The following is a 20,431-nucleotide window of genomic DNA, read 5'->3' on the forward strand; positions in this document are numbered from 1 at the left end:
CCCGGCTGACCATAGGGGCAACAGCCATGAAACTTACGCTCAAGGAATTTTTCGCAGGTTTTCTGCGGACCCGCCACATCGCCCGGCATTTCCGTCGTCTGGCGCTGCTGGAATCGATCAACGACACCACGGTCAGCCGTGAAGTCCCACCCACTCTGGCCAACACCCTGGTCGATGCCGCGCATTGCGACACCGCTGGTTTACTGTCGTCACTCGGCACCCACTCCGATGGGCTTACCGATTTCGAAGTCGATGCGCTGCGTGCGCAATACGGCCTCAACGAAGTCGAGCACGAGCAGCCGCTGCCTTGGTGGATTCACCTGTGGCACTGCTACAAGAACCCGTTCAACCTGCTGCTGACCCTGTTGGCAGTGGTCTCGTGGCTGACCGAAGACCTCAAGGCCGCCGTGGTGATTTTCTCCATGGTGGTGCTGTCGACGCTGCTGCGCTTCTGGCAGGAAAGCAAATCCAACCAGGCCGCCGATGCGCTGAAAGCCATGGTCAGCAACACCGCCACGGTGATGCGCCGTGACGCGCCGCGCAGCGAATTGCCGATCAAGCAATTGGTGCCGGGCGACCTGATCGTGCTCTCGGCCGGTGACATGATTCCTGCCGATTGCCGGGTGCTCAGTGCCAAGGATCTGTTCGTCAGCCAAGCGGCGATGACCGGAGAATCGATGCCGGTAGAGAAGTTTCCGCGTCAGGCTGATCGCGATACACGCAATCCGCTGGAGCTGGACAACATCCTGTTCATGGGCACCAACGTCGTGTCGGGTACGGCGGTGGCGGTGATTCTCACCACTGGCAACAGCACCTATTTTGGCGCGTTGGCGCAGCGTGTCGGCGCAACCGATCGCGCAGTGACTTCGTTCCAGCAAGGTGTCAACAAAGTCAGCTGGCTGTTGATCCGCTTCATGTTCGTCATGGCGCCGTTGGTGCTGTTCATCAACGGGTTCACCAAGGGTGACTGGACTGAAGCACTGCTGTTCGCGTTGTCGGTTGCCGTCGGCCTGACCCCGGAAATGCTGCCGATGATCGTCACCTCGACGCTGGCCAAAGGCGCGGTGTTTCTGTCGCGCAAAAAAGTCATCGTCAAACGTCTCGACGCAATCCAGAACTTCGGCGCCATGGACGTGCTGTGCACCGACAAGACCGGCACGCTGACCCAGGACAAGATCTTCCTGGCGCGCAATGTCGATGTCTGGGGCGCCGATTCCGACGACGTGCTGGAAATGGCTTACCTCAACAGCTACTACCAGACCGGCCTGAAAAACCTGCTCGATGTCGCTGTACTGGAACACGTGGAAGTCCACCGTGAACTGAAAGTCGGCACGGCATTTCGCAAGGTCGACGAGATCCCGTTCGACTTCAATCGTCGGCGCATGTCGGTGGTGGTCGAAGGGCGTGGCCAGCCACATCAACTGATCTGCAAAGGTGCCGTGGAAGAAGTCTTGGCGGTGTGCAGCCGCGTACGTCATGGCGAGGTCGATGAAGCCTTGAGCGATGAATTGCTGACCCGGATTCGTCAGGTCACCGCAGCATTCAACGCTGAAGGCTTGCGCGTGGTGGCGGTGGCCGCCCGCTCGATGCCCGCAGGTCGCGAAATTTACAGCCTGGCCGATGAACAGGAACTGACGCTGATCGGTTACGTGGCGTTCCTCGATCCACCGAAGGAAAGCACCGCGCCAGCGCTCAAGGCCCTGGCCGAACATGGCGTGGCAGTGAAAGTGCTGACCGGCGACAACGAGCTGGTAACCGCAAAGATCTGCCGCGAAGTCGGTCTCGCTCAGCAGGGCTTGCTCCTGGGTAACGACGTTGAACGCATGAGCGATGCCGAACTGGCCGTGGCCGTAGAGACCACCAACGTCTTCGCCAAACTGACGCCGTCGCACAAGGAACGCATCGTGCGCATCCTCAAAGGCAACGGTCACGTAGTCGGGTTCATGGGTGACGGCATCAACGACGCACCCGCACTGCGCACCGCCGACATCGGCATTTCCGTGGACAGCGCGGTGGACATCGCCAAGGAAGCGGCGGACATCATCCTCCTCGAAAAGAGCCTGATGGTGCTGGAGGAGGGCGTGCTCGAAGGGCGGCGCACCTTCGCCAACATGCTCAAGTACATCAAGATGACCGCCAGCTCCAACTTCGGCAACGTGTTCTCTGTGCTGGTCGCCAGTGCGTTCATTCCGTTCCTGCCGATGCTGCCGATGCACCTGTTGGTGCAGAACCTGCTCTACGACATTTCGCAGATTGCCATTCCGTTCGATAACGTCGATGAGGAGATGCTGAAAAAACCACAACGCTGGCAGCCGGGCGACGTCGGGCGCTTCATGCTGTTCTTCGGCCCGATCAGTTCGATCTTTGACATCACCACGTTCGCCTTGATGTGGTACGTATTCGATGCCAATACCCCGGATCACCAGACCCTGTTTCAGTCCGGCTGGTTCGTGGTCGGATTGCTGACCCAGACGCTGATCGTGCACATGATCCGCACGCCGAAGATTCCGTTCCTGCAAAGCCGTGCAGCCATGCCGCTGCTGGTGATGACCGGAATCATCATGGCGGTTGGCATCTTCCTGCCGATGGGGCCGCTGGCGCACTACTTCAAATTGCAGGCGCTGCCGTCGCTGTACTTCGTGTTCCTGCCGGTGATCCTGCTGGCGTACATGGCGCTGACCCAGGCGGTGAAAGGGTTCTACATCCGCCGGTTCGGCTGGCAATAACCGCACGGCCAACACCGTTCCCCTGTGGGAGCGAGCCTGCTCGCGAAGGCGTTTTTTCAGCCACAGCTGTAGTGGCTGACACTCCGCTTTCGCGAGCAGGCTCGCTCCCACAGGGGGAATTTGTGTTCTCAAGGATTTCATCATGCAAGCCATCAACAACCTCAACCTCGATTCGCTGCTCGACACCCTCGTCAGCCTCAGCGCCGCGTTCATCCTCGGTGGTCTGATCGGTTTCGAGCGCCAGTACCGGCAACGCACCGCCGGCCTGCGCACCAATGTGCTGGTCGCGGTCGGTGCAGCGATTTTCGTCGACATGGCCAACCGTCTCGCCGGCGCTGAAGGCGCGGTGCGCGTGGTTGCCTACGTGGTCTCCGGCATCGGCTTTCTCGGCGCCGGGGTGATCATGCGCGAAGAAGGCAACGTGCGCGGTCTCAATACCGCCGCGACCCTGTGGACTTCGGCGGCGGTGGGCGCCTGTGCCGGTGCCGATCTGCTTGCCGAAGCCGTGCTCGGCACGCTGTTCATCCTCGCCGCCAACACTTTGCTGCGGCCGATCGTCAACAACATCAACCGTCAGCCACTGGACGTGGTCTCGGCGGAAGTCACCAACATCGTCTATGTCATCGCCCGACGCTCACAGCAAACTGCCGTGTTCGCCTTGCTCGAAGCCGAACTGGAGCGCAGCAACTACCCGGCCAGTGATGTTGATGTGCATGCGTTTGGCGCCGATGAAATCGAGATTGAAGCGACGCTGGCGACGACGTCGGTCGATGGTGATGAACTCGACGCACTGGTTGCGCGGATTTCCACATCGGCGCTGGTGGTGCAGGCGTTCTGGAGTCCGAGTACCACGGAATGAACCGGGCTCGTCCGTTCAGTAGCACCGCCACATCCGGTCATACCGGGTGTGGCTTTTTTGCTTGCTCTCGGCTGTTCTCCATTCATTTTTAAGATTCGTCCTACAGGCGTCACGGCTCCTTTTGCTTAGCCTTGTCATTCACGTGATGAGCGTGATTTTCCTGGGCTGTGAAAGACAATGTCCTACAAACGCTGGCGAATCCTTATTGCCGACGAGCAACGGTCGCTGCATGTGCGAATCGGCAAATGCCTCGACGAACTCGGCTATCGCGGGTACGCGTCGGTGTATTCGTTTCGTGAGCTGCTGGGTACGACGCATTACTCGTCCGATCCGTTTGAGCACTGTGACCTGCTGATCATCAACGCTGAGCTGATAGCGGTAGGTGGAGACGATCCTTTGCGTTTTTTTCAATGCAACCTGCAGATTCGTCATGCCGTTATTTACGACAAACGTCGCGGCGAGGCAGGCGCGCAGGCGATATACAGCGCTGATCGACGCTATTTGACCCTGATCCGTATACCGGATCGGCAGACACTCGGCCCTTTGATCGCTGACCTGGCGACAGCACAGTGATGGGCATGACTCGGATGAGTAACCTTTTTTTTCGGATTATTCCTACAGAACCCGCTACGCAGCTTGCGTAGTCTTGCCGCACCCAGAAACCGTGACCCCGGGAGATCGATCATGATCAATAAAGCCCTGCGCATTCTGATCGCAGACCCTCAGCATTTTCACCGGATGAAAATCGAGCGACTGTTCAATGGCCTCAATTATTACCGCATTGCTCCGGTGCAGAACCTTACCGAGCTGCTGACTCTGGTGGACTACGGTTGCGAGCCCTTCGATGTGGTGGTCATCAACGCCGAACTCGCTGCAGGCTCACTGGATCTGCTGGGTTTTTTCCTCGATAACCCGCAGGTTCGTCAGGCGTTGATCTACAACGAGCAAACGGCGCCGTTGCAGCTGGCTTCCGGCTTCGCTCAGGAAAATGTACAGATCAGCCATTTGTCACTGCCATCAAAACAGTTGATCGAGCAGTTGATGGCGCTGGTCGACGCTCCGGCACGGGCACAGACGTTATCAGCCCCCAGGGTAAATCCGTTGGTGCAGAGCGCTGCGCATGCATAGAAAAGCACTTCCTGCACCTGTCAGATCTGACAGGTGATTTGCGCGCCGTTACGTGTAACAGTCCCTGCGCAGCCACTGAGTCCGGAGCAGCCCCAATCGGTGGCCTGTTCGTCAGACTTTGTACTGGGAGTGGCCATGAAGTCAGCGCTGATCGTCGACGATCATCCAGTGGTGTGCGCCGCCATCCGGATCGTATTGCAAGCCGAAGGATTCAAGCAGATATACGAGGCGTCCAGCGGCAACGAGGTGCTGTCGCTCTTTCGTGAACACAAGCCGCAACTGGTGATACTCGACCTGCGTTTACCGGCACTCGACGGGCTGGAGGTGCTGGCACGCATCAAGGCCAATGATCCTCGTTGCCGGGTTCTGATCTTCAGTTCTCACGACCCTCTGTTTTATCAGGAGCGCTGTCTGCGTGCCGGGGCCATGGGCTATGTGACCAAAACCAATCAGTTGCACCATCTGCACAAAGCCATTCAGGCGCTGATGTCGGGCTACACCTATTTTTCCTCGATGCCGGAAAACCTCAGTGTGTTGAACGCGGTGCAGACTACGGAAAAGCAGATGGTCGATCAGCTTTCCGATCGTGAACTGAGCATTTTCGAGCAACTGGCGCGGGGCAAATCGAACAAGGCGATTGCCGCGGACATGCACCTGAGCCACAAAACCGTCAGCACCTATAAAACCCGTCTGATGAAAAAACTCGGGGTGTACTCATTGGTGCTCTTGCGCGAGTTCGCCAAGCGCAATCATGTGATCTGAGCAAGCGCACATGAGGCACGGATGCTGGATTGTCTGCCTGTGGTTGAGCCTGATCGCCAGCAGTTGGGCGGGTGACGCGCCGCAGGTGCTGCAGGTATTGACCCGTACTGGCCTGGCAAACGTCCAGCTGCGACTGGACAAGCAGGACCGCCAGTGGCTGCGTCAGCACCCGGTGCTGCGCATGGGGATTTCCGGGCCGGATTACCCGCCGTTCGAAATTACCCGCAATCAACAGGAACTCGAGGGGCTGACTGCCGATTACGCAGATCTGCTGGCGCAATTACTCGGCGTGCGCATCGAAGTCCAGCGTTTTGCCAACCGTGACGCGGTGATGGCGGCACTTAAACGCGGCGATCTCGATCTGCTGGGCACGTCCAACAGTTTTGAAGCCGCCGACCCCGCCGTCATCCTGTCCCGTGCCTACGCTGAAGATCAGCCGATGCTGGTGACCCGGCTCGAAGAACAATTGCCGAGCGATCTGGCCGGCAAGCGTCTGGCCATGGTCGAGGACTATTTGCCGCTGGCGAATGTGCAGGGGTTTTATCCCTATGCCAGTGTGCAGCGTTACCCTTCGGCAATGGATGCGCTCGGTGCGGTGGCCTTCGGCGCGGATGATGTGTATCTGGGCGACTTCATCAGTGCCAACTATCTGATCAACACCAATTATCGCAACGACCTGCAATTAGCCGGCCCGTCAGGGCTGGACGCCAATTCGTTCGCTTTTGCCTTGTTGCGCAGCGATGTACGCCTCAAACGCATCGTCGACAAGGTGCTGGCCGCCATTCCCATGGAGCATCGCCAACGCATCGAGCAGCGCTGGAGCGTTGGCCTTGCCGAGATGGCTGAACAATCACGGGTGCAACTCAGTGCCAGTGAGCAGGCCTGGCTGGACCAGCATCCACGGGTGAGGGTCGGTGCCATCGACGATTTTGCGCCGCTGACGTTTTTCGATGCCGACGGCCGCTTCAGCGGGTTGTCCGCGCATTTGCTGAGTTTGATCAGTCAGCGCAGCGGGTTGAACTTCGAGATCGTGCGCGGGGCATCGCTGGATCGTCAGATCGAACAGCTCAAGGCCGGGGAGCTGGATGTGTTGCCGGTGGTGACGCCGAGCAGCGAGCGTGAAATCGAACTGCAATTTACCCGCGCCTACCTGAACAATCCGTTTGTGCTGGTCAGTGCGATCACTGTTCAGGGGCCACTCCATCTTGATGACCTGGCCGGAAAACGGCTGGCCATTTATCGCGGCCATCCTTTGCGCAGTTATCTATTGGGCCGCGTGCCGCGTCTGCGTCTGGTCGAGGTCAAAAGTCCCGCGGAGGGCATGGCATTGATTGCCAAAGGTCAAGTCGACGCCACGGTGAGCTCGCTGTTGGTGGCGCGCTTTCTGATCGCGCGCCATTACCGCGAACGTCTGCGCATCACCGGCACGGTCGGTGATCAACCGGCGCGCATTGCGCTGGCGACATCCCCGCAAATGCCGGCACTGCATTCGATCCTGAACAAGGCGCTGTTGAGCATCGCCCCGCAACAGATGGACGAACTGGTTGAACGCTGGAGCCACGATGTGGTGGTGGATGGCAGTTACTGGTTACAACATCGCCGCGAGATTCTGCTGGGGTTCGCCGGTGCGGCGGTCTTGCTGGCACTCGCGCTGGCCTGGATCGTTTTTCAGCGCCAGCAGATCCGCCGACGCCAGCAATGGTTGCAGCAATTGCAGGAAGCCAAGGACGCAGCAGACGATGCGAATCGGGCGAAAACTACCTTTCTGGCGACCATGAGCCACGAAATCCGCACACCGATGAATGCCTTGATCGGCATGCTCGAACTGGCCCTCAAGCGCGCAGAAGAAGGCGTGACCGACCGCTTGGCGATTCAGGTGGCGTCCAACGCCGGGCAACAATTGCTGGCCTTGATCGGCGACATTCTCGACATCGCGCGGATCGAGTCCGGGCATTTGTCCCTCGCGCCCGAACGCGCCAACCTGCGCGAACTGGTGGGGTCAGTGTGTCGGGTGTTTGAAGGGCTGGCGCGGCAGAAGCGCTTGCTGTGGCACATCGAACTGGATCCCCGCAGCAACGTTGATGTGCTGATTGATCCGACGCGGTTCAAACAAGTGCTGTCGAATCTGCTGAGCAATGCGATCAAGTTCACTGAAGAAGGCGAGGTCAGTCTGCGGCTGGTGGTGAGCGCAGCGGTAACAGAAACACTAGCCGTGAAAGTGCGGATCGAGGACAGCGGGGTCGGGATCAGCCACGACGATCGGCGGCGCTTGTTCAGCCCGTTCGTGCAGGCGAGCAATCACTCGCAGTCGGCACGCAGCGGTTCCGGGCTGGGCCTGGTCATCAGTCGCAGCCTCTGCGAAATGATGGGCGGCACGCTGCGACTCGACAGCGCGCCGGGTGAGGGAACGCAAGTCGAAGTCAGTCTTGAACTGACGCTGTTGGCCGCCCTCGCTCAGACCCCGGCACCCCCGCAAGCCGTCGTTTCTGCTGCGTGTTCTCTGAGTGTGCTGGTGGTGGACGATCACCCGGTGAACCGTCTGCTGCTGTGCTGGCAGTTGAGTGAACTCGGCCATCGCACGGTCGACACCGAAAACGGTGATGAAGGTCTTGAGCGCTGGCGTACGCAAGCGTTCGATGTGGTGATCACCGATTGCAATATGCCGAGGCGTAACGGTTATCAACTGGCGCAGGCCATTCGTGAAGAAGAAGCGATTGCCGGGCGCAAGCCTTGCCTGATTCTTGGTTTTACCGCCAACGCGCAGGCCGAGGAAAGGACGCGCTGCCTGAAGGCCGGCATGGACGAGTGCCTGTTCAAACCGATCCGCTTGCACGATCTGGCGCAGGCATTGATGGCGGCCAGTCATTGCGACATCGCGGCGGCCTCCAGCGCGGCGCCAGCATTGGCGGAGATCGATCTGAGCACCCTGGAGCAAATGGCCGGGAATGATCGTGGCTTGATCGAGCATTTACGCAAGGAGGTGCTGAACAGCTTGCACCTCGATCTGCAACGTCTGGATCTGTTGCAGCAAGAGCAGAATCGCGCAGGGCTTCGCGAACTGGCTCATCACATCAAGGGTGGGGCGCAGATGGTCGGGGCCGCGCGGGTGGTGGCGGCGTGTATCGAGCTTGAACAGGCGTGCCGCGAAGCGCACGCGGCGCCTTTGGATACGTCGAGCGATGCGTTGCGCGAGGCCATGGCCGGCCTCGCGCAACGCCTGCAAAGCTGACGGGTGCCGAGTCAATCCCAGGTAGGCGCAATGCCTTTCGGGCTGGTCAGGCGATGGCCGCGATCCAGCGTGGCAATCAGCGCCATGTCGGCATCGCTCAAGGTCAGCGCCGTGGCGGCAAGGTTGCTTTGCAGGTTGGCGCGTTTGGTCGACGACGGAATCACCGCGTAACCCGATTGCATCGCCCACGCCAGGGTCACTTGCGCCGGGGTGGCGTGCAGACGTTCGGCGATCTGCTGGATCAGCGGGTCTTTCAGCACTTCACCGTAGGCGAGGGTCATGTACGACGTGGTGTGGATGCCCTGGCGCTGAGCGAACTCAACTACTTTGCGGTTCTGCAGGTACGGATGCAGTTCGATCTGGTTGGTCGCGATGTTTTCTGCACCGACCGCAGCAATCGCCTGCTTCATCAAATCGATGGTGAAGTTGGACACACCGATCTGCCGGGTCAGGCCCAGGCGCTTGGCCTCCAGCAGCGCGCCCATGAATTCTTCCACCGGCACCTGATTTTCCGGCGAGGGCCAGTGAATCAAGGTCAGGTCGAGGTAGTCGGTCTGCAATTTCTGCAGGCTGTCCTTTAGGCTGTCGATCAAGCGATCCTTGGCGAAGTTGGCGACCCAGATCTTGCTGGTGAGGAACAGCTCTTCACGCGGGATGCCGCTGGCGGCGATGGCCTCGCCGACATCGGCTTCGTTTTCGTAGATTTGCGCGGTGTCGATGACCCGGTAGCCGAGTTCGAGGGCAGTGCTCACTGAGTCAATGACGACCTGGCCTTGCAGACGAAACGTACCAAGACCGAAAGCGGGAACAGACATGCAGGACTCCAAGGGTTGCAGTGGGAATGGGCAGGAGTATCCGCGTCTGCATCGTTGAGAAAAACCGCTGGTGGGGCAAAGCACTGTTGAGCAGAAGTCATGAATCCACTCAGTGATTTTTGTTGTCTGGGCTGGCCCTATCGCGAGCAGGCTCACTCCTACATTGGAACGCGGTCTCCTGTAGGAGTGAGCCTGCTCGCGATGGCCGCGACTCGGTCTCAGGCTATATCGCTGTGCGCAAATTCCTCGCCGAGAAAATCAATCAACGTACGCACCGACGGCAACAACCCGCGCCGCGACGGAAAGATCGCATGCACCACCCCGCATTTCGGTGCCCAGCCCGGAATCAACTCCACGACGCGCCCGGCGGCAATGTCCTCTCGCACGACTACGCTCGGCAAATGCGCCACGCCAACCCCGGCAATTACCGCCTGACGCAACGCGATCAAATCATCGGTGACCAGCCGTGGCGTATGGCGAATCAGCGCCGTGTTGTCATTCGGCCCCAGCAACTCCCACTGATATTCACGCTGCGCTGCGCCCCAGTGCAGGCTCGGCAAACCATTGAGGTCAGCGGGCGAGGGCGGTGACGACAGGCGTTCGACAAACTGTGGGCTACCGACCACCGATTGCGTGCTGTTGCCCAGCACCTTCATGACCATGTCGGTGTTTTCCAGCGGCGGAAAACGCACGCGCAGCGCGATGTCGAACCCTTCATGAAGCAAGTCGACCCGGCGATTGGTGCTTTCGATGAACAACTCCACCAGCGGATACTTGAGCATGTAGCGCGTGAGCATCGGCCCGACCCACGAGTTGAGCAGCGCCGTCGGGCAACTCAGGCGTACCAGGCCTTGCGGTTCGGAGCGGTTGCGTTCGATCAGCTCGGCGGCGCTCTCGGCTTCGATGCGCATGGCCAGACAACGCTGGTAATAGGCCTGGCCGATCTCGGTCAATGAGCAATGACGGCTGGTGCGGTGCAGCAGGCGCACGCCGAGGCGTTCTTCCAACTCGGCAATGCGCCGGCTGAGTTTTGATTTGGGCATGTCCAGCGCGCGCCCGGCAGCGGCGAAACCGTGGTGTTCGACCACTTGAGTGAAGTAATAGAGAGTGTTGAGGTCTTCCACCATCGTTCTCCAGATAGAACGCTAAGGCCGATTTTTGCAGTCTAGTGCATTAAAGGTCATGGATTTAAGCTTAATCCATCGCATCACTCACCCCCATTGGAGACAACCATGAAAAACATCATCGGTATCTACACCAGCCCGCGCGGCCATTGGGTCGGCGATGGTTTCCCGGTTCGCACGCTGTTTTCCTACGACAACCTGGGCAAACACATCAGCCCGTTCCTGCTGCTCGATCACGCCGGTCCCGCCGATTTCACCGCGACCACCGAACGGCGTGGCGTTGGTCAGCATCCGCACCGTGGTTTCGAAACCGTGACTATCGTGTATGAAGGCGAAGTGCAGCACCGCGATTCGACCGGCAGTGGCGGCGTCATCGGCCCGGGCGATGTGCAATGGATGACGGCCGCGTCCGGGATCCTCCACGAGGAGTTTCATTCGGAAAACTTCGCCAAGACCGGCGGCAAACTGGAAATGGTGCAGCTGTGGGTCAACCTGCCGGCCAAGGACAAAATGGCCGCGCCGGGCTACCAGACCATTCTCGACAGCGACATCCCGAGCATCGCGCTCAAGGACAACGCCGGCCGCCTGCGTCTGATTGCCGGTGAGTTCGACGGCCACACCGGCCCGTCGCGCACCTTTACGCCAATCGACGTATGGGATCTGCGCCTGAACGCCGGCAAGTTGCTGACGCTGGAGCTGCACGAAGGCCGCAACACCGCGCTGGTGGTATTGAAAGGCTCGGTGCAGGTCAACGGTGTGGAAGCGGTGCGTGAAGGGCAGTTGGCGCTGTTCGAACGTGACGGTCATCAACTGACCCTCGAGGCCAGCCAGGACGCGGTGGTGTTGCTGCTCAGCGGCGAGCCGATCGACGAACCGATCGTCGGCCACGGCCCGTTCGTGATGAACACCGAGCAGGAAATTCACCAGGCCTTCGCCGACTTCCAGTCCGGCCGCTTCGGCCAGATGCACGCTTAACGCACAACCACTCCGCTCTACACAGGACGCGTAGGCCGGTTCGCAGGCCAGGGATGGCTGTTGCCTAAAGAAAAGAGGACACGCACATGAACACAGTCAATGCCGCGAACTTCGACGGCCAGAAACCGACCATTGATGCCAGCGACGCAGCGATGCTGCTGATCGATCACCAGAGCGGTCTGTTCCAGATCGTCAAGGACATGGACGTGCCGCAACTGCGCGCCAATGCCATCGCGCTGGCCAAGGCCGCGACCCTGCTGAAAATGCCGGTCATCACCACGGCCTCCGTGCCGCAAGGGCCGAACGGGCCGCTGATTCCGGAGATTCACGAAGCGGCGCCGCATGCGCAATACGTGGCGCGCAAAGGCGAAATCAATGCCTGGGACAATCCTGAGTTTCATGCGGCGGTCAAAGCTACCGGCAAGAAAACCCTGGTGATCGCCGGCACGTTGACCAGCGTTTGCCTGGCGTTCCCGTCCATCGCTGCCGTGCATGAAGGCTACAAGGTGTTCGCCGTTGTCGATGCGTCCGGTAATCACTCGAAACTGGCCACTGATCTGACCGTCGCCCGTTTGGCCCAGGCCGGGGTGGTGCCGATCGACATCATGGCTACGCTTTCCGAGCTGCAAGGCTCGTGGAACCGTCCCGATGCCGAGCAGTGGGCGGCCGTCTACGCCCAGGCCATGCCGCATTATCAATTGCTGATCGAGAGCTACCTCAAGGCTCAGCAAGTCGCGAACGAACACGAAGTGCTGGATTCCCAGCGCTGATCGAGTCTCCTGAGGCCGACCACCGGCCGGCCTCTTCAACCCGCGAGGATTACTGCAATGACCACTCAATACAAACGTCTGGACAAGAACAACGCTGCGGTGCTGCTGGTCGACCATCAGGCCGGGCTACTGTCGCTGGTGCGCGATATCGACCCGGACAAGTTCAAGAACAACGTGCTGGCGCTGGCCGATCTGGCCAAGTACTTCAAGCTGCCGACGATCCTCACCACCAGTTTTGAAACCGGCCCCAATGGCCCGCTGGTGCCTGAGCTGAAAGCGCTGTTCCCGGATGCGCCGTATATCGCTCGCCCAGGGCAGATCAACGCTTGGGATAACGAAGATTTCGTCAAGGCGATCAAGGCGACCGGCAAGAAGCAGTTGATCATTGCTGGCGTGGTCACCGAAGTCTGCGTGGCATTCCCTGCGTTGTCGGCGCTGGAAGAAGGCTTCGATGTATTCGTGGTGACTGACGCGTCCGGTACGTTCAACGAACTGACCCGCGAATCGGCGTGGAACCGCATGTCCACGGCCGGTGCGCAATTGATGACCTGGTTCGGTCTGGCCTGCGAGCTGCATCGCGACTGGCGCAACGACATCGAAGGATTGGGCACGCTGTTCTCCAACCATATCCCCGACTACCGCAACCTGTTCACCAGCTACAACAGCCTGACCAACGGTAAGTAATCTGTCACCCCGTAAACCTGTGTAGGAGCTGCCGCAGGCTGCGATCTTTTGATGTTGTTTTTTAAAGATCAAAAGATCGCAGCCTGCGGCAGCTCCTACATGGGTTTTGTGGTGTTTTTGCGCGGGCGTTCATCCGCTGAAATCAATTGCTCCTACACTTGCTCAATCTGTGCGATCTTCTCGCGATTGGCCCCCGTCGGAGTTGTTTGATGCTGTCTCTGCTGACCGAACATCCGTTGTTCTGCGCGTTGATCCTGATCCTCCTCGATCTGGGCCTGTGGCGCCTGATCTCCTCCCATGGCAGCGAGTGGAAACTGCTGGTGCGGGTGCTGATTTTCACGCTGTTCAGCGTGCTGTTGTTCAACGAAGGCCTCAATCCGATGGAGCCGGCACCGTGGGCCGACAACGTGCCGCTGCATCTGGCGGCGACCGGGTTGCAGATTGGCTGGTGGCTGTTCGGCGCGCGCACCCTGACGGTGTTGATCGGCGCGGTGATGATGCAGCGAGTCGGTCATACCGGGCGGCTGTTGCAGGACTTGCTCGGCGCGGTGATTTTCCTCATCGCGATCATTGCCGCGCTGGCCTATGTGCTGGATCTGCCGGTCAAAGGCGTGCTGGCGACGTCTGGTGCGTTGGCGATCATTGTCGGTCTGGCTTTGCAGAGTACGTTGAGCGATGTGTTCTCCGGCATCGTCCTCAACACCACCAAGCCTTATCAACTCGATGACTGGATTTCCATCGACGGTACCGAAGGTCGGGTCACCGACATCGACTGGCGCGCTACGCGTCTGCAAACCAGCCAGGGCAGCATGGCGGTGATTCCCAACTCGCTGGCGGCCAAGGCCAAGATCATCAACTTCAGTCGGCCGAGCAATATGTTTGGCGTCTCGGTCAGTGTGCAGGTCAGTCCGCATGCCCGGCCCAATTCGGTGATCGATGCGCTGGAGCGGGCGATGCAGGGTTGTCGGCAATTGCTCGACACACCTGCGCCGAGCGTGGCGCTGAAAAACTCCAGCAATAGCGGTGCGGAATACGAGATCAGCGGGTTTGTCGCCTCGATGGGCGAGAAACGCGTGGTGCGCAATCAGCTGTTCGACCTGGCTTACCGGCACTTGCAGGCGTCCGGGTTCAATCTGCTGTCGAGCGATGAAAGCAATGCGCCCAGCAACCTGTCGCGGCCGCGCGCGCTGCTCGACAGTTCGCCGATTTTCTCGACGTTGCGTCAGGAAGAGAAAGACACCTTCAGCCAGAACATGACGCTGAAAACTTTTCGCGCCGGCGAGACGATCCTTGAGGCGGGCGAGGTCAGCGATCATTTGTTCATCATCGAATCCGGCGTGGTCACGGTGACCTTGATTCGTCATGGTGCGCCGTTCGAGTCCGGGCGCATGGGGCCCGGCGAGGTCATCGGGGAGGCGGGCATTCTCTCCGACACTTCCGTGCCGGCGACGTTTGCCGCAAAAACCTTCTGTGCGTTGTACCGTATCGAAAAGACTTACCTGAAACCGTGTCTGGATGCTCGTCACGACATCAACGATGCGATGAAAGCCTTGCTCGATTACCGTTTGCACAAGGCCCAGGCCTTGACGGCGGACGCACCGGCGGTGGTCGCCAGGAAGGGTTTTTTGCAATGGCTGCGCAATAAGGTCTGAGCGCCTTGCGGGAACCGGGCAAGTGAGTGGTCTACTCGTCTTCCGGGAGATTGGCTATTTGTCCGGCGGCGTTGCGGGACTACTTTAGGCCACACATTCACATTCCCCGGAATACCGCCATGAAAGCTCGTACCGATTTCTACACCGCCTCCCCAGACGCCCTGAAAGCGATGATTGCCCTGGAAACCGCGGTCGCGAAGCTGCCGCTGGAAAAGACCCTGGTCGAACTGGTCAAGTTGCGCGCTTCGCAGATCAATGGCTGCGCGTTCTGCATCGACATGCACACGGCCGATGCGATCAAGGGCGGTGAAACGCCGCGTCGTCTGTTTGCGGTCACCGCATGGCGTGAAGCGCCGTTTTTCAGCGAGCGCGAACGTGCCGCGCTGCTGTGGACCGAGTCACTGACGCAACTGAGCCTGACCCACGCCCCGGATGAAGATTACGAAGTGGTCGCCGCGCAATTCTCGCCGAAAGAAATGGTCGACCTGACCGTCGCGATCAGCACCATCAACAGCTGGAACCGCCTGGCCGTAGGCTTTCGCAAAACCCCACAGGCTTAAGCCTCAACGCATAACCCCGTAAGAGCTGCCGAAGGCTGCGATCTTTTGATCTTGCTTCTGAAAAAACAGATCAAAAGATCGCAGCCTGCGGCAGCTCCTACAGGGGGAAGGTGGGTCAGTGGGCATCCGCACTTGGCGCGGTCGGTGGCTGCACCTTGCGCATCAAGGGCACCATCGCCGTGGCGATGACGAAGCACACCATGATCATCAGGAAAGTGTCACCGTAGGTCTGCGTTTGCGCCTCACGGTAGGTCAACAGCCATAACTGGTGCAGGCTGGCGGTGACGCCGACGTCACCGCTCTGACCCAGTGTCGCGAGGTTGCCACCGACCTGCGCCAGCCATTGATTCATCGCCTCATTGCTGCTGTTCAAATGTTCGGCCAAGCGGGTGAAGTGCAGGTTGGTGCGGTCATTGAGAATGGTCGCGCACGCTGCAATGCCAATCGCCCCTCCCAGATTGCGCATCAGGTTGAACAACCCCGACGCATGCTTCAAACGTGCCGGTGCCAATCCACCCAAGGTCAACGTCACCGCCGGCGGCACTGCCAGTTGCTGGGCAATCCCGCGCAACGCTTGCGGCAGCATCAACTCGCCGGCACCCCAGTCGTGGGTGATCGGGCTGAACTCCCACATCGACACGGCAAACAGACCCAGACCGACCATCATGATCCAGCGCAGGTCCATGCGATTGGCCAGAAAGGCATACAGCGGAATCGCCATGATCTGGAACACGCCAGTGGAGAAAACCGCCAGACCAATGTCCAGTGCGCTGTAGCCGCGCACCCGGCCGAGAAACAGCGGCGTCAGGTAAATCGTCGCGAACAGGCCGATGCCGGTAACGAATGAAAAGAAGCAGCCGAGGGCGAAATTGCGATCCTTCAAGGCGCGCAGATCGACGATCGGATTGGCCACGTGCAAGGTGCGGCCGATGAAGGCCAATCCCGCGAGGCCGCTGATCCACGCCGTGGTGAGAATGGTCTGGTCGCTGAACCAGTTCCAGCGCGGGCCTTCTTCGAGGGTGTATTCCAGACAGCCGAGAAACAGCGCAAGAAACACCATGCTCAAATAATCCGCGCCCTTGAGCAGCGACAGTTCCGGCTGGTCGATTTTCACCAGCATCGGCACTGCCACAGCAACGAAAATCCCCGGTACCAGGTTGATATAGAACAGCCAGTGCCACGAGGAAATATCAGTGATCCAGCCGCCGATCACCGGGCCCATGGTTGGCGCCAGCGAAGCGACCGCGCCGATGGTGGCCGCAGCGATCACCCGTTGTTTGCCGGTGAAGAAAAAGAACGCCGTGGTGAACACCAGCGGAATCATCGAACCGCCGAGAAAACCTTGCAGGGCACGGAAAGCGATCATGCTCTGGATGTTCCAGGCGATGCCGCAGAGCAGGCTGGCAAGAGTGAAACCGACCGCCGAAGCGCAGAACAGCCAGCGCGTCGAGAACACCCGCGACAGCCAGCCCGACAAGGGAATCACGATGATTTCGGCGATCAGGTAACTGGTCTGCACCCAAGCGGTTTCGTCAGTACCGGCGGACAGCCCGCCGCCGATATCGCGCAGCGATGCCGAGACGATCTGGATATCCAGCAGCGCGATAAACATGCCGATGCACATGGTCGCGAAGGCGAACACTTTGGTCGCGGTCGCCATGTCCGCCGCGTTGAACGGTTGCGCAGAGGCGGTGAGGGCGGTGCTCATCGCGCAACGGCCACGGCGCTGGTTTCCGGTTGCGCGCGGGTGTCGACTTCAGCGGTGACGGACAGGCCTGGACGCAAGTGCCCGAGGACGCCATCAGCCGGATCAAGGAGGATTCGCACCGGTACACGCTGGACGATTTTGGTGAAGTTACCGGTAGCGTTTTCCGGCGGCAGCACACTGAATTGCGAACCGGTGGCAGGGGCGAGGCTGTCGAGACGACCGTGGAATTCCTGACCCGACAGCACGTCGGCGCGGATGCTCACGCGTTGCCCTGGCCTCATCCGCGCCAGTTGGTCTTCCTTGAAATTGGCATCGACCCACAACCCGCTGGACGGGACCACCGACAGTTGCTGCGAACCGGCCTGCGCGTAGGCGCCAACCCGCGCGCGGCGGTTGCCGATCACCCCATCGACCGGCGCGCGCAGTTCGGTGTAGCCGAGATTCAGTTGCGCCAGATCACGTTCGGCGCGGGCTTGTTGAAGGGCGGCGCGGGCCTGTTGTTTCTGGGTGTCGATCACCGCGAGTTGGCGTTGCGCGGCGAGCAGTTCGGCCTGGGCGCGGGCGCTCAGGGCTTGCGCGGTTTTGAAGGTGGCGTCGGCGCGTTGTGCGCTTTCCACGGACACGGCATTGGTGGTCACCAAGCGCTTGTAGCGTGCGTTGTCATCCCGCGAGCGCGCGGTTTCCGCGCCGGCGGCGTCGATGCCGGCGCGGGCCTGGCCGATCACCGCTTGTTGCAGTTGTTCGGTGGCGTCGAGGTTGGCCAGCAGCGCTTCTTCGGCGGCGACGGCACCTTCGGCTTTGGCGAGGTTGGCGCGATAGTCGCGGGCGTCGAGACGAATCAGCACGTCGCCAGCCTTGACGTGCTGGTTGTCGCTGACCAGCACTTCGTCGATGTAACCGGCGACTTTCGGCCCGATCACCGTGACATCGCCACCAATGTAGGCATCGTCGGTTTCTTCGAGAAAACGCCCGGCGCCCCACCAATGCACGGCGTAGACCCCGGCGAAGATCAGCGCGAGCAATCCGCCGCCCGGCAGCAGCAAGCGTTTAAGCAGGGGCGGTCTGGTCTTAACCACAACAGGTTCGAGGGTGGGCATGCTGGTCATGGCGGATTACCTGATCAATCGGGTCGTTATTACGGTTGTAATATGACGCAGGTAATATTTAGTGGCAAATTATTTCTGACGCCGATCGTCAGTTGCTCACTTGAGCCAGTGGCCCGGTGTACTGCCAGTCATGGCTTTGAACGCAGATTTGTTGCGGCAGCGTGGCGCACAGTTCGGGGATCAGTAGATGGAGCGGTAATCGACACTCTGCTGCATCACCGCGCGATGGCTGACACCCGGCGCAATCCACGCCGCCCGCGACGGCGGCAGCAGACACAATTACCTGCTGATCGGCGTCGGATTGCTGCTCGCAGGCGCCGCTCAAACCCTCGGGGAAACCCTGATAGCGGGTAGCGCCGTGGTGTTGCTGCTGACGATAAAGCCAGGCAAAGCAATTGTTTAAGAAGTGTAAGCGCTGTAGGAAGCGTCTTGCATTTGTGTAGGAGGGCTCCGACTATCACGATTATTGATAGGGTGGCATTACGCCATTTGATGATCGCAAGGAAGTTGCGTGCCGTTTTCGTTTCGCGCTGTTTTTCGTCGTTGTTCCACGCGTTGCCCGCTGTTGTCGGCCTTTGTGTTGAGTGTCTGTGCCTCCTCGCTTGAAGCTGCCGAACCTGTCGCGCCGGGCCAGGAAGTGTTGCGCCAGCAACAACAGCAACAGCGCGATCTGCAACAACTGCAACTGGAACAACGCAAACGTCAACTGGAGCGCGGAGCTTTCGGGTCGGCGCCAGCGACCCCTGCGCTCGCACCAACCGTTACCCCTGATGAACGTTGCTGGCCGTTGAGCGGCACGCGCATCGGTGGCGTCACGCTGATCGACAGCGACAAACTCAATGCACGCATCCAACCGTTGCTGGCGCCGTGCATGGGCGTCAGGCAGATCAATCATCTGCTCGCGACGATCACTGCGATCTACGTGGAAAAGGGCTACATCGCCAGCCGCCCGTATCTGCTCAGCGCACCGGTGGCGGGGCAATCACTGGATATTCGTGTTGACGAAGGCTACATCGAGTCGATCGAACTGGCCGATCAGAGTTTGCCGGTGTCCCTTGGCGGTGCGTTCCCGAACATGCTCGGCGAACCGCTGAACCTTCGCGATCTGGAGCAGGGCCTCGATCAATTGAATCGGCTGCGCTCGGTAGACCTCACCGCCGACATCGCCCCTGGCAGTGAGCCCGGCGCCTCGCGGATCATCCTGCGCTCGCGCAGCGCTGCGCCGTCACGCTGGGCCTTGAATGCCGGTATCGACAACCTCGGCAGCGCCAGCACCGGACGTGACCGCGACGCCGTCAGCCTGAGCCTCGACAGCCCGCTGGAGCTCAACGATTTATTGAGCCTCAGCGCCAGCGACACACTCAATCGGGGCGACCGCTACAGTCGCAATGCCAGCCTGTATTACGCGATTCCTTACGGTTACTGGACCTACAGCGCGTTCGCCAGCCACGCCGAATATCGCGCGCCGTTCAAGTTGCCCAGCGTGACCTTTCACAGCCGCGGCATCACCGATCAGGTCAGCCTGCGTGCGGACCGCGTGTTGTGGCGCGACCAGAGTCGCCAGCTCAGCGCCAACCTGCAATTGGCACACAAGGATGTCGACAGCTATCTGGAAAACATCCGGTTGGGCATTCAGAGTCCGACCCTGACCGTGGCCGAAGCCGGACTCAATCTGTTCTGGCTCGACCGCGCGGTGTGGAACCTCGACATCAACTACGCCCAGGGTTTGCGCTGGTTCGGTGCCGATGACGACTCCCGGCAATCGGTCAATAACCTGCCCAAGGCACAGTTTCGCAAGTACCGCGCCAGCCTCAGTCAATGGCGCAATGGTCAGTTCGGCGCGCAGGCGTGGCAGTGGCAGAGCCAGCTTAACGTGCAGTACAGCCCGGACCCGCTACCGGCCATCGAACAGTTGCTCGGCACCGACGATTCGGCAGTGCGCGGTTATCGCGTCAGCAGTGCCTCGGGTGCCAGCGGTACGATCTGGCGCAACACCCTGCGCCTGCCGCTGCGCAGCGAATGGCCAATACAGATCACCCCGCGAATGGGCCTCGACAACGGCTGGATCAAAGCCGATCACGGCGCCCACGGGCAACGCCTCAGTGGCGCCAGCCTCGGTCTGAATCTGGGCTGGAAAAACCTGCAAGTGGACGTCGATTACCAACGTGCCCTCAACACCCCCGACGGTCTGCAGCACGAGCCGCAAACCTGGCTGATGCGTGTCGGGGTGCAGATATGACCGCGACCTGAATCGATAACGCAGTGAACCAACAGCCGTCGGAACTGAGCGCGTCAGCCACGGCCAAGATTAAAACGCGCGACGTGATGCCGTA

At 60.0% G+C, this 20,431-nt stretch carries 16 protein-coding genes and 1 pseudogene; 12 read left to right on the top strand and 5 right to left on the bottom strand.

The features are described from left to right. Positions 1 to 26: 26 nt before the first annotated feature. The 6 genes from mgtA (at position 27) to CQ009_RS18295 (ending at position 8,704) form a co-directional block, all read left to right on the top strand. Positions 27 to 2,726: a magnesium-translocating P-type ATPase gene (gene mgtA, locus CQ009_RS18270; protein ID WP_105707993.1), complete on the top strand. Its 2,700-nt coding sequence runs from the start codon at positions 27 to 29 to the stop codon at positions 2,724 to 2,726. A 142-nt stretch (positions 2,727 to 2,868) separates the two neighbouring features. Next, positions 2,869 to 3,585, top strand: coding sequence for an MgtC/SapB family protein (locus CQ009_RS18275; protein WP_007913384.1), 717 nt, complete (start codon positions 2,869 to 2,871; stop codon positions 3,583 to 3,585). 177 nt (positions 3,586 to 3,762) lie between these two features. Continuing rightward, positions 3,763 to 4,158: a hypothetical protein gene (locus tag CQ009_RS18280; RefSeq protein ID WP_105707995.1), complete on the top strand. Its 396-nt coding sequence runs from the start codon at positions 3,763 to 3,765 to the stop codon at positions 4,156 to 4,158. Positions 4,159 to 4,269: 111 nt separating this feature from the next. Next, positions 4,270 to 4,713 (top strand): chemotaxis protein CheY, encoded by a 444-nt coding sequence (locus tag CQ009_RS18285; RefSeq protein WP_064389821.1) that lies wholly within the window; start codon positions 4,270 to 4,272, stop codon positions 4,711 to 4,713. Between the two features lie 135 nt (positions 4,714 to 4,848). Next, positions 4,849 to 5,475 (top strand): response regulator transcription factor, encoded by a 627-nt coding sequence (locus tag CQ009_RS18290; protein ID WP_064389822.1) that lies wholly within the window; start codon positions 4,849 to 4,851, stop codon positions 5,473 to 5,475. Positions 5,476 to 5,485: 10 nt separating this feature from the next. After that, positions 5,486 to 8,704, top strand: coding sequence for a transporter substrate-binding domain-containing protein (locus CQ009_RS18295; RefSeq protein ID WP_105707997.1), 3,219 nt, complete (start codon positions 5,486 to 5,488; stop codon positions 8,702 to 8,704). A gap of 11 nt (positions 8,705 to 8,715) precedes the next feature. Here CQ009_RS18295 and dkgB read toward each other — a convergent pair whose 3' ends face one another. Together dkgB and CQ009_RS18305 are read right to left on the bottom strand one after the other, a co-directional pair. Then, positions 8,716 to 9,519 carry a 2,5-didehydrogluconate reductase DkgB gene (dkgB, locus tag CQ009_RS18300; protein WP_105708000.1) on the bottom strand — a complete coding sequence of 268 codons (804 nt, stop codon included), beginning with the start codon at positions 9,517 to 9,519 and terminating at the stop codon, positions 8,716 to 8,718. 218 nt (positions 9,520 to 9,737) lie between these two features. Continuing rightward, positions 9,738 to 10,646, bottom strand: coding sequence for a LysR substrate-binding domain-containing protein (locus tag CQ009_RS18305; RefSeq protein ID WP_105708002.1), 909 nt, complete (start codon positions 10,644 to 10,646; stop codon positions 9,738 to 9,740). A 105-nt stretch (positions 10,647 to 10,751) separates the two neighbouring features. On the opposite strand from CQ009_RS18305, the gene CQ009_RS18310 reads away from it, so the two are divergent. The 5 genes from CQ009_RS18310 (at position 10,752) to CQ009_RS18330 (ending at position 15,284) form a co-directional block, all read left to right on the top strand. Further along, on the top strand, positions 10,752 to 11,618 hold the full coding sequence (locus CQ009_RS18310) for a pirin family protein (protein WP_064389826.1): 867 nt from the start codon (positions 10,752 to 10,754) through the stop codon (positions 11,616 to 11,618). Positions 11,619 to 11,704: 86 nt separating this feature from the next. Beyond that, positions 11,705 to 12,388, top strand: coding sequence for an isochorismatase family protein (locus tag CQ009_RS18315; protein WP_064116839.1), 684 nt, complete (start codon positions 11,705 to 11,707; stop codon positions 12,386 to 12,388). Positions 12,389 to 12,445: 57 nt separating this feature from the next. Further along, the gene (ycaC, locus tag CQ009_RS18320; protein ID WP_105708004.1) at positions 12,446 to 13,072 is read left to right on the top strand and encodes an isochorismate family cysteine hydrolase YcaC; all 627 of its coding nucleotides are present in this window, start codon (positions 12,446 to 12,448) and stop codon (positions 13,070 to 13,072) included. Positions 13,073 to 13,281: 209 nt separating this feature from the next. Beyond that, positions 13,282 to 14,724, top strand: coding sequence for a mechanosensitive ion channel family protein (locus tag CQ009_RS18325; RefSeq protein WP_064389828.1), 1,443 nt, complete (start codon positions 13,282 to 13,284; stop codon positions 14,722 to 14,724). A gap of 119 nt (positions 14,725 to 14,843) precedes the next feature. Beyond that, positions 14,844 to 15,284, top strand: a complete 441-nt coding sequence (locus tag CQ009_RS18330) for a carboxymuconolactone decarboxylase family protein (protein WP_064389829.1) — start codon at positions 14,844 to 14,846, stop codon at positions 15,282 to 15,284. A 115-nt stretch (positions 15,285 to 15,399) separates the two neighbouring features. Here the strand turns inward: CQ009_RS18330 and CQ009_RS18340 are convergent, their stop codons facing one another. The 3 genes and pseudogenes from CQ009_RS18340 to CQ009_RS30255 all read right to left on the bottom strand — a co-directional run. Beyond that, entirely contained in the window at positions 15,400 to 16,992 is a 1,593-nt protein-coding gene (locus CQ009_RS18340; RefSeq protein ID WP_105708006.1) for a DHA2 family efflux MFS transporter permease subunit, read from the bottom strand. After that, complete coding sequence (locus CQ009_RS18345) at positions 16,989 to 18,098, bottom strand: HlyD family secretion protein (RefSeq protein WP_105708008.1); 1,110 nt, start codon at positions 18,096 to 18,098, stop codon at positions 16,989 to 16,991. Before CQ009_RS18345 ends, CQ009_RS18340 begins: the two co-directional genes overlap by 4 nt. Before the next feature lie 139 nt (positions 18,099 to 18,237). Then, a pseudogene (locus CQ009_RS30255) lies at positions 18,238 to 18,377 on the bottom strand (AraC family transcriptional regulator); the annotation flags it as partial. A 232-nt stretch (positions 18,378 to 18,609) separates the two neighbouring features. Between CQ009_RS30255 and CQ009_RS18360 the strand changes: the two are divergent. Then, positions 18,610 to 20,337: a ShlB/FhaC/HecB family hemolysin secretion/activation protein gene (locus CQ009_RS18360; RefSeq protein ID WP_105708010.1), complete on the top strand. Its 1,728-nt coding sequence runs from the start codon at positions 18,610 to 18,612 to the stop codon at positions 20,335 to 20,337. Positions 20,338 to 20,431: the final 94 nt, after the last annotated feature.

The sequence above is a fragment of the Pseudomonas sp. MYb2 genome (assembly GCF_002979955.1).
GTDB lineage: Bacteria > Pseudomonadota > Gammaproteobacteria > Pseudomonadales > Pseudomonadaceae > Aquipseudomonas.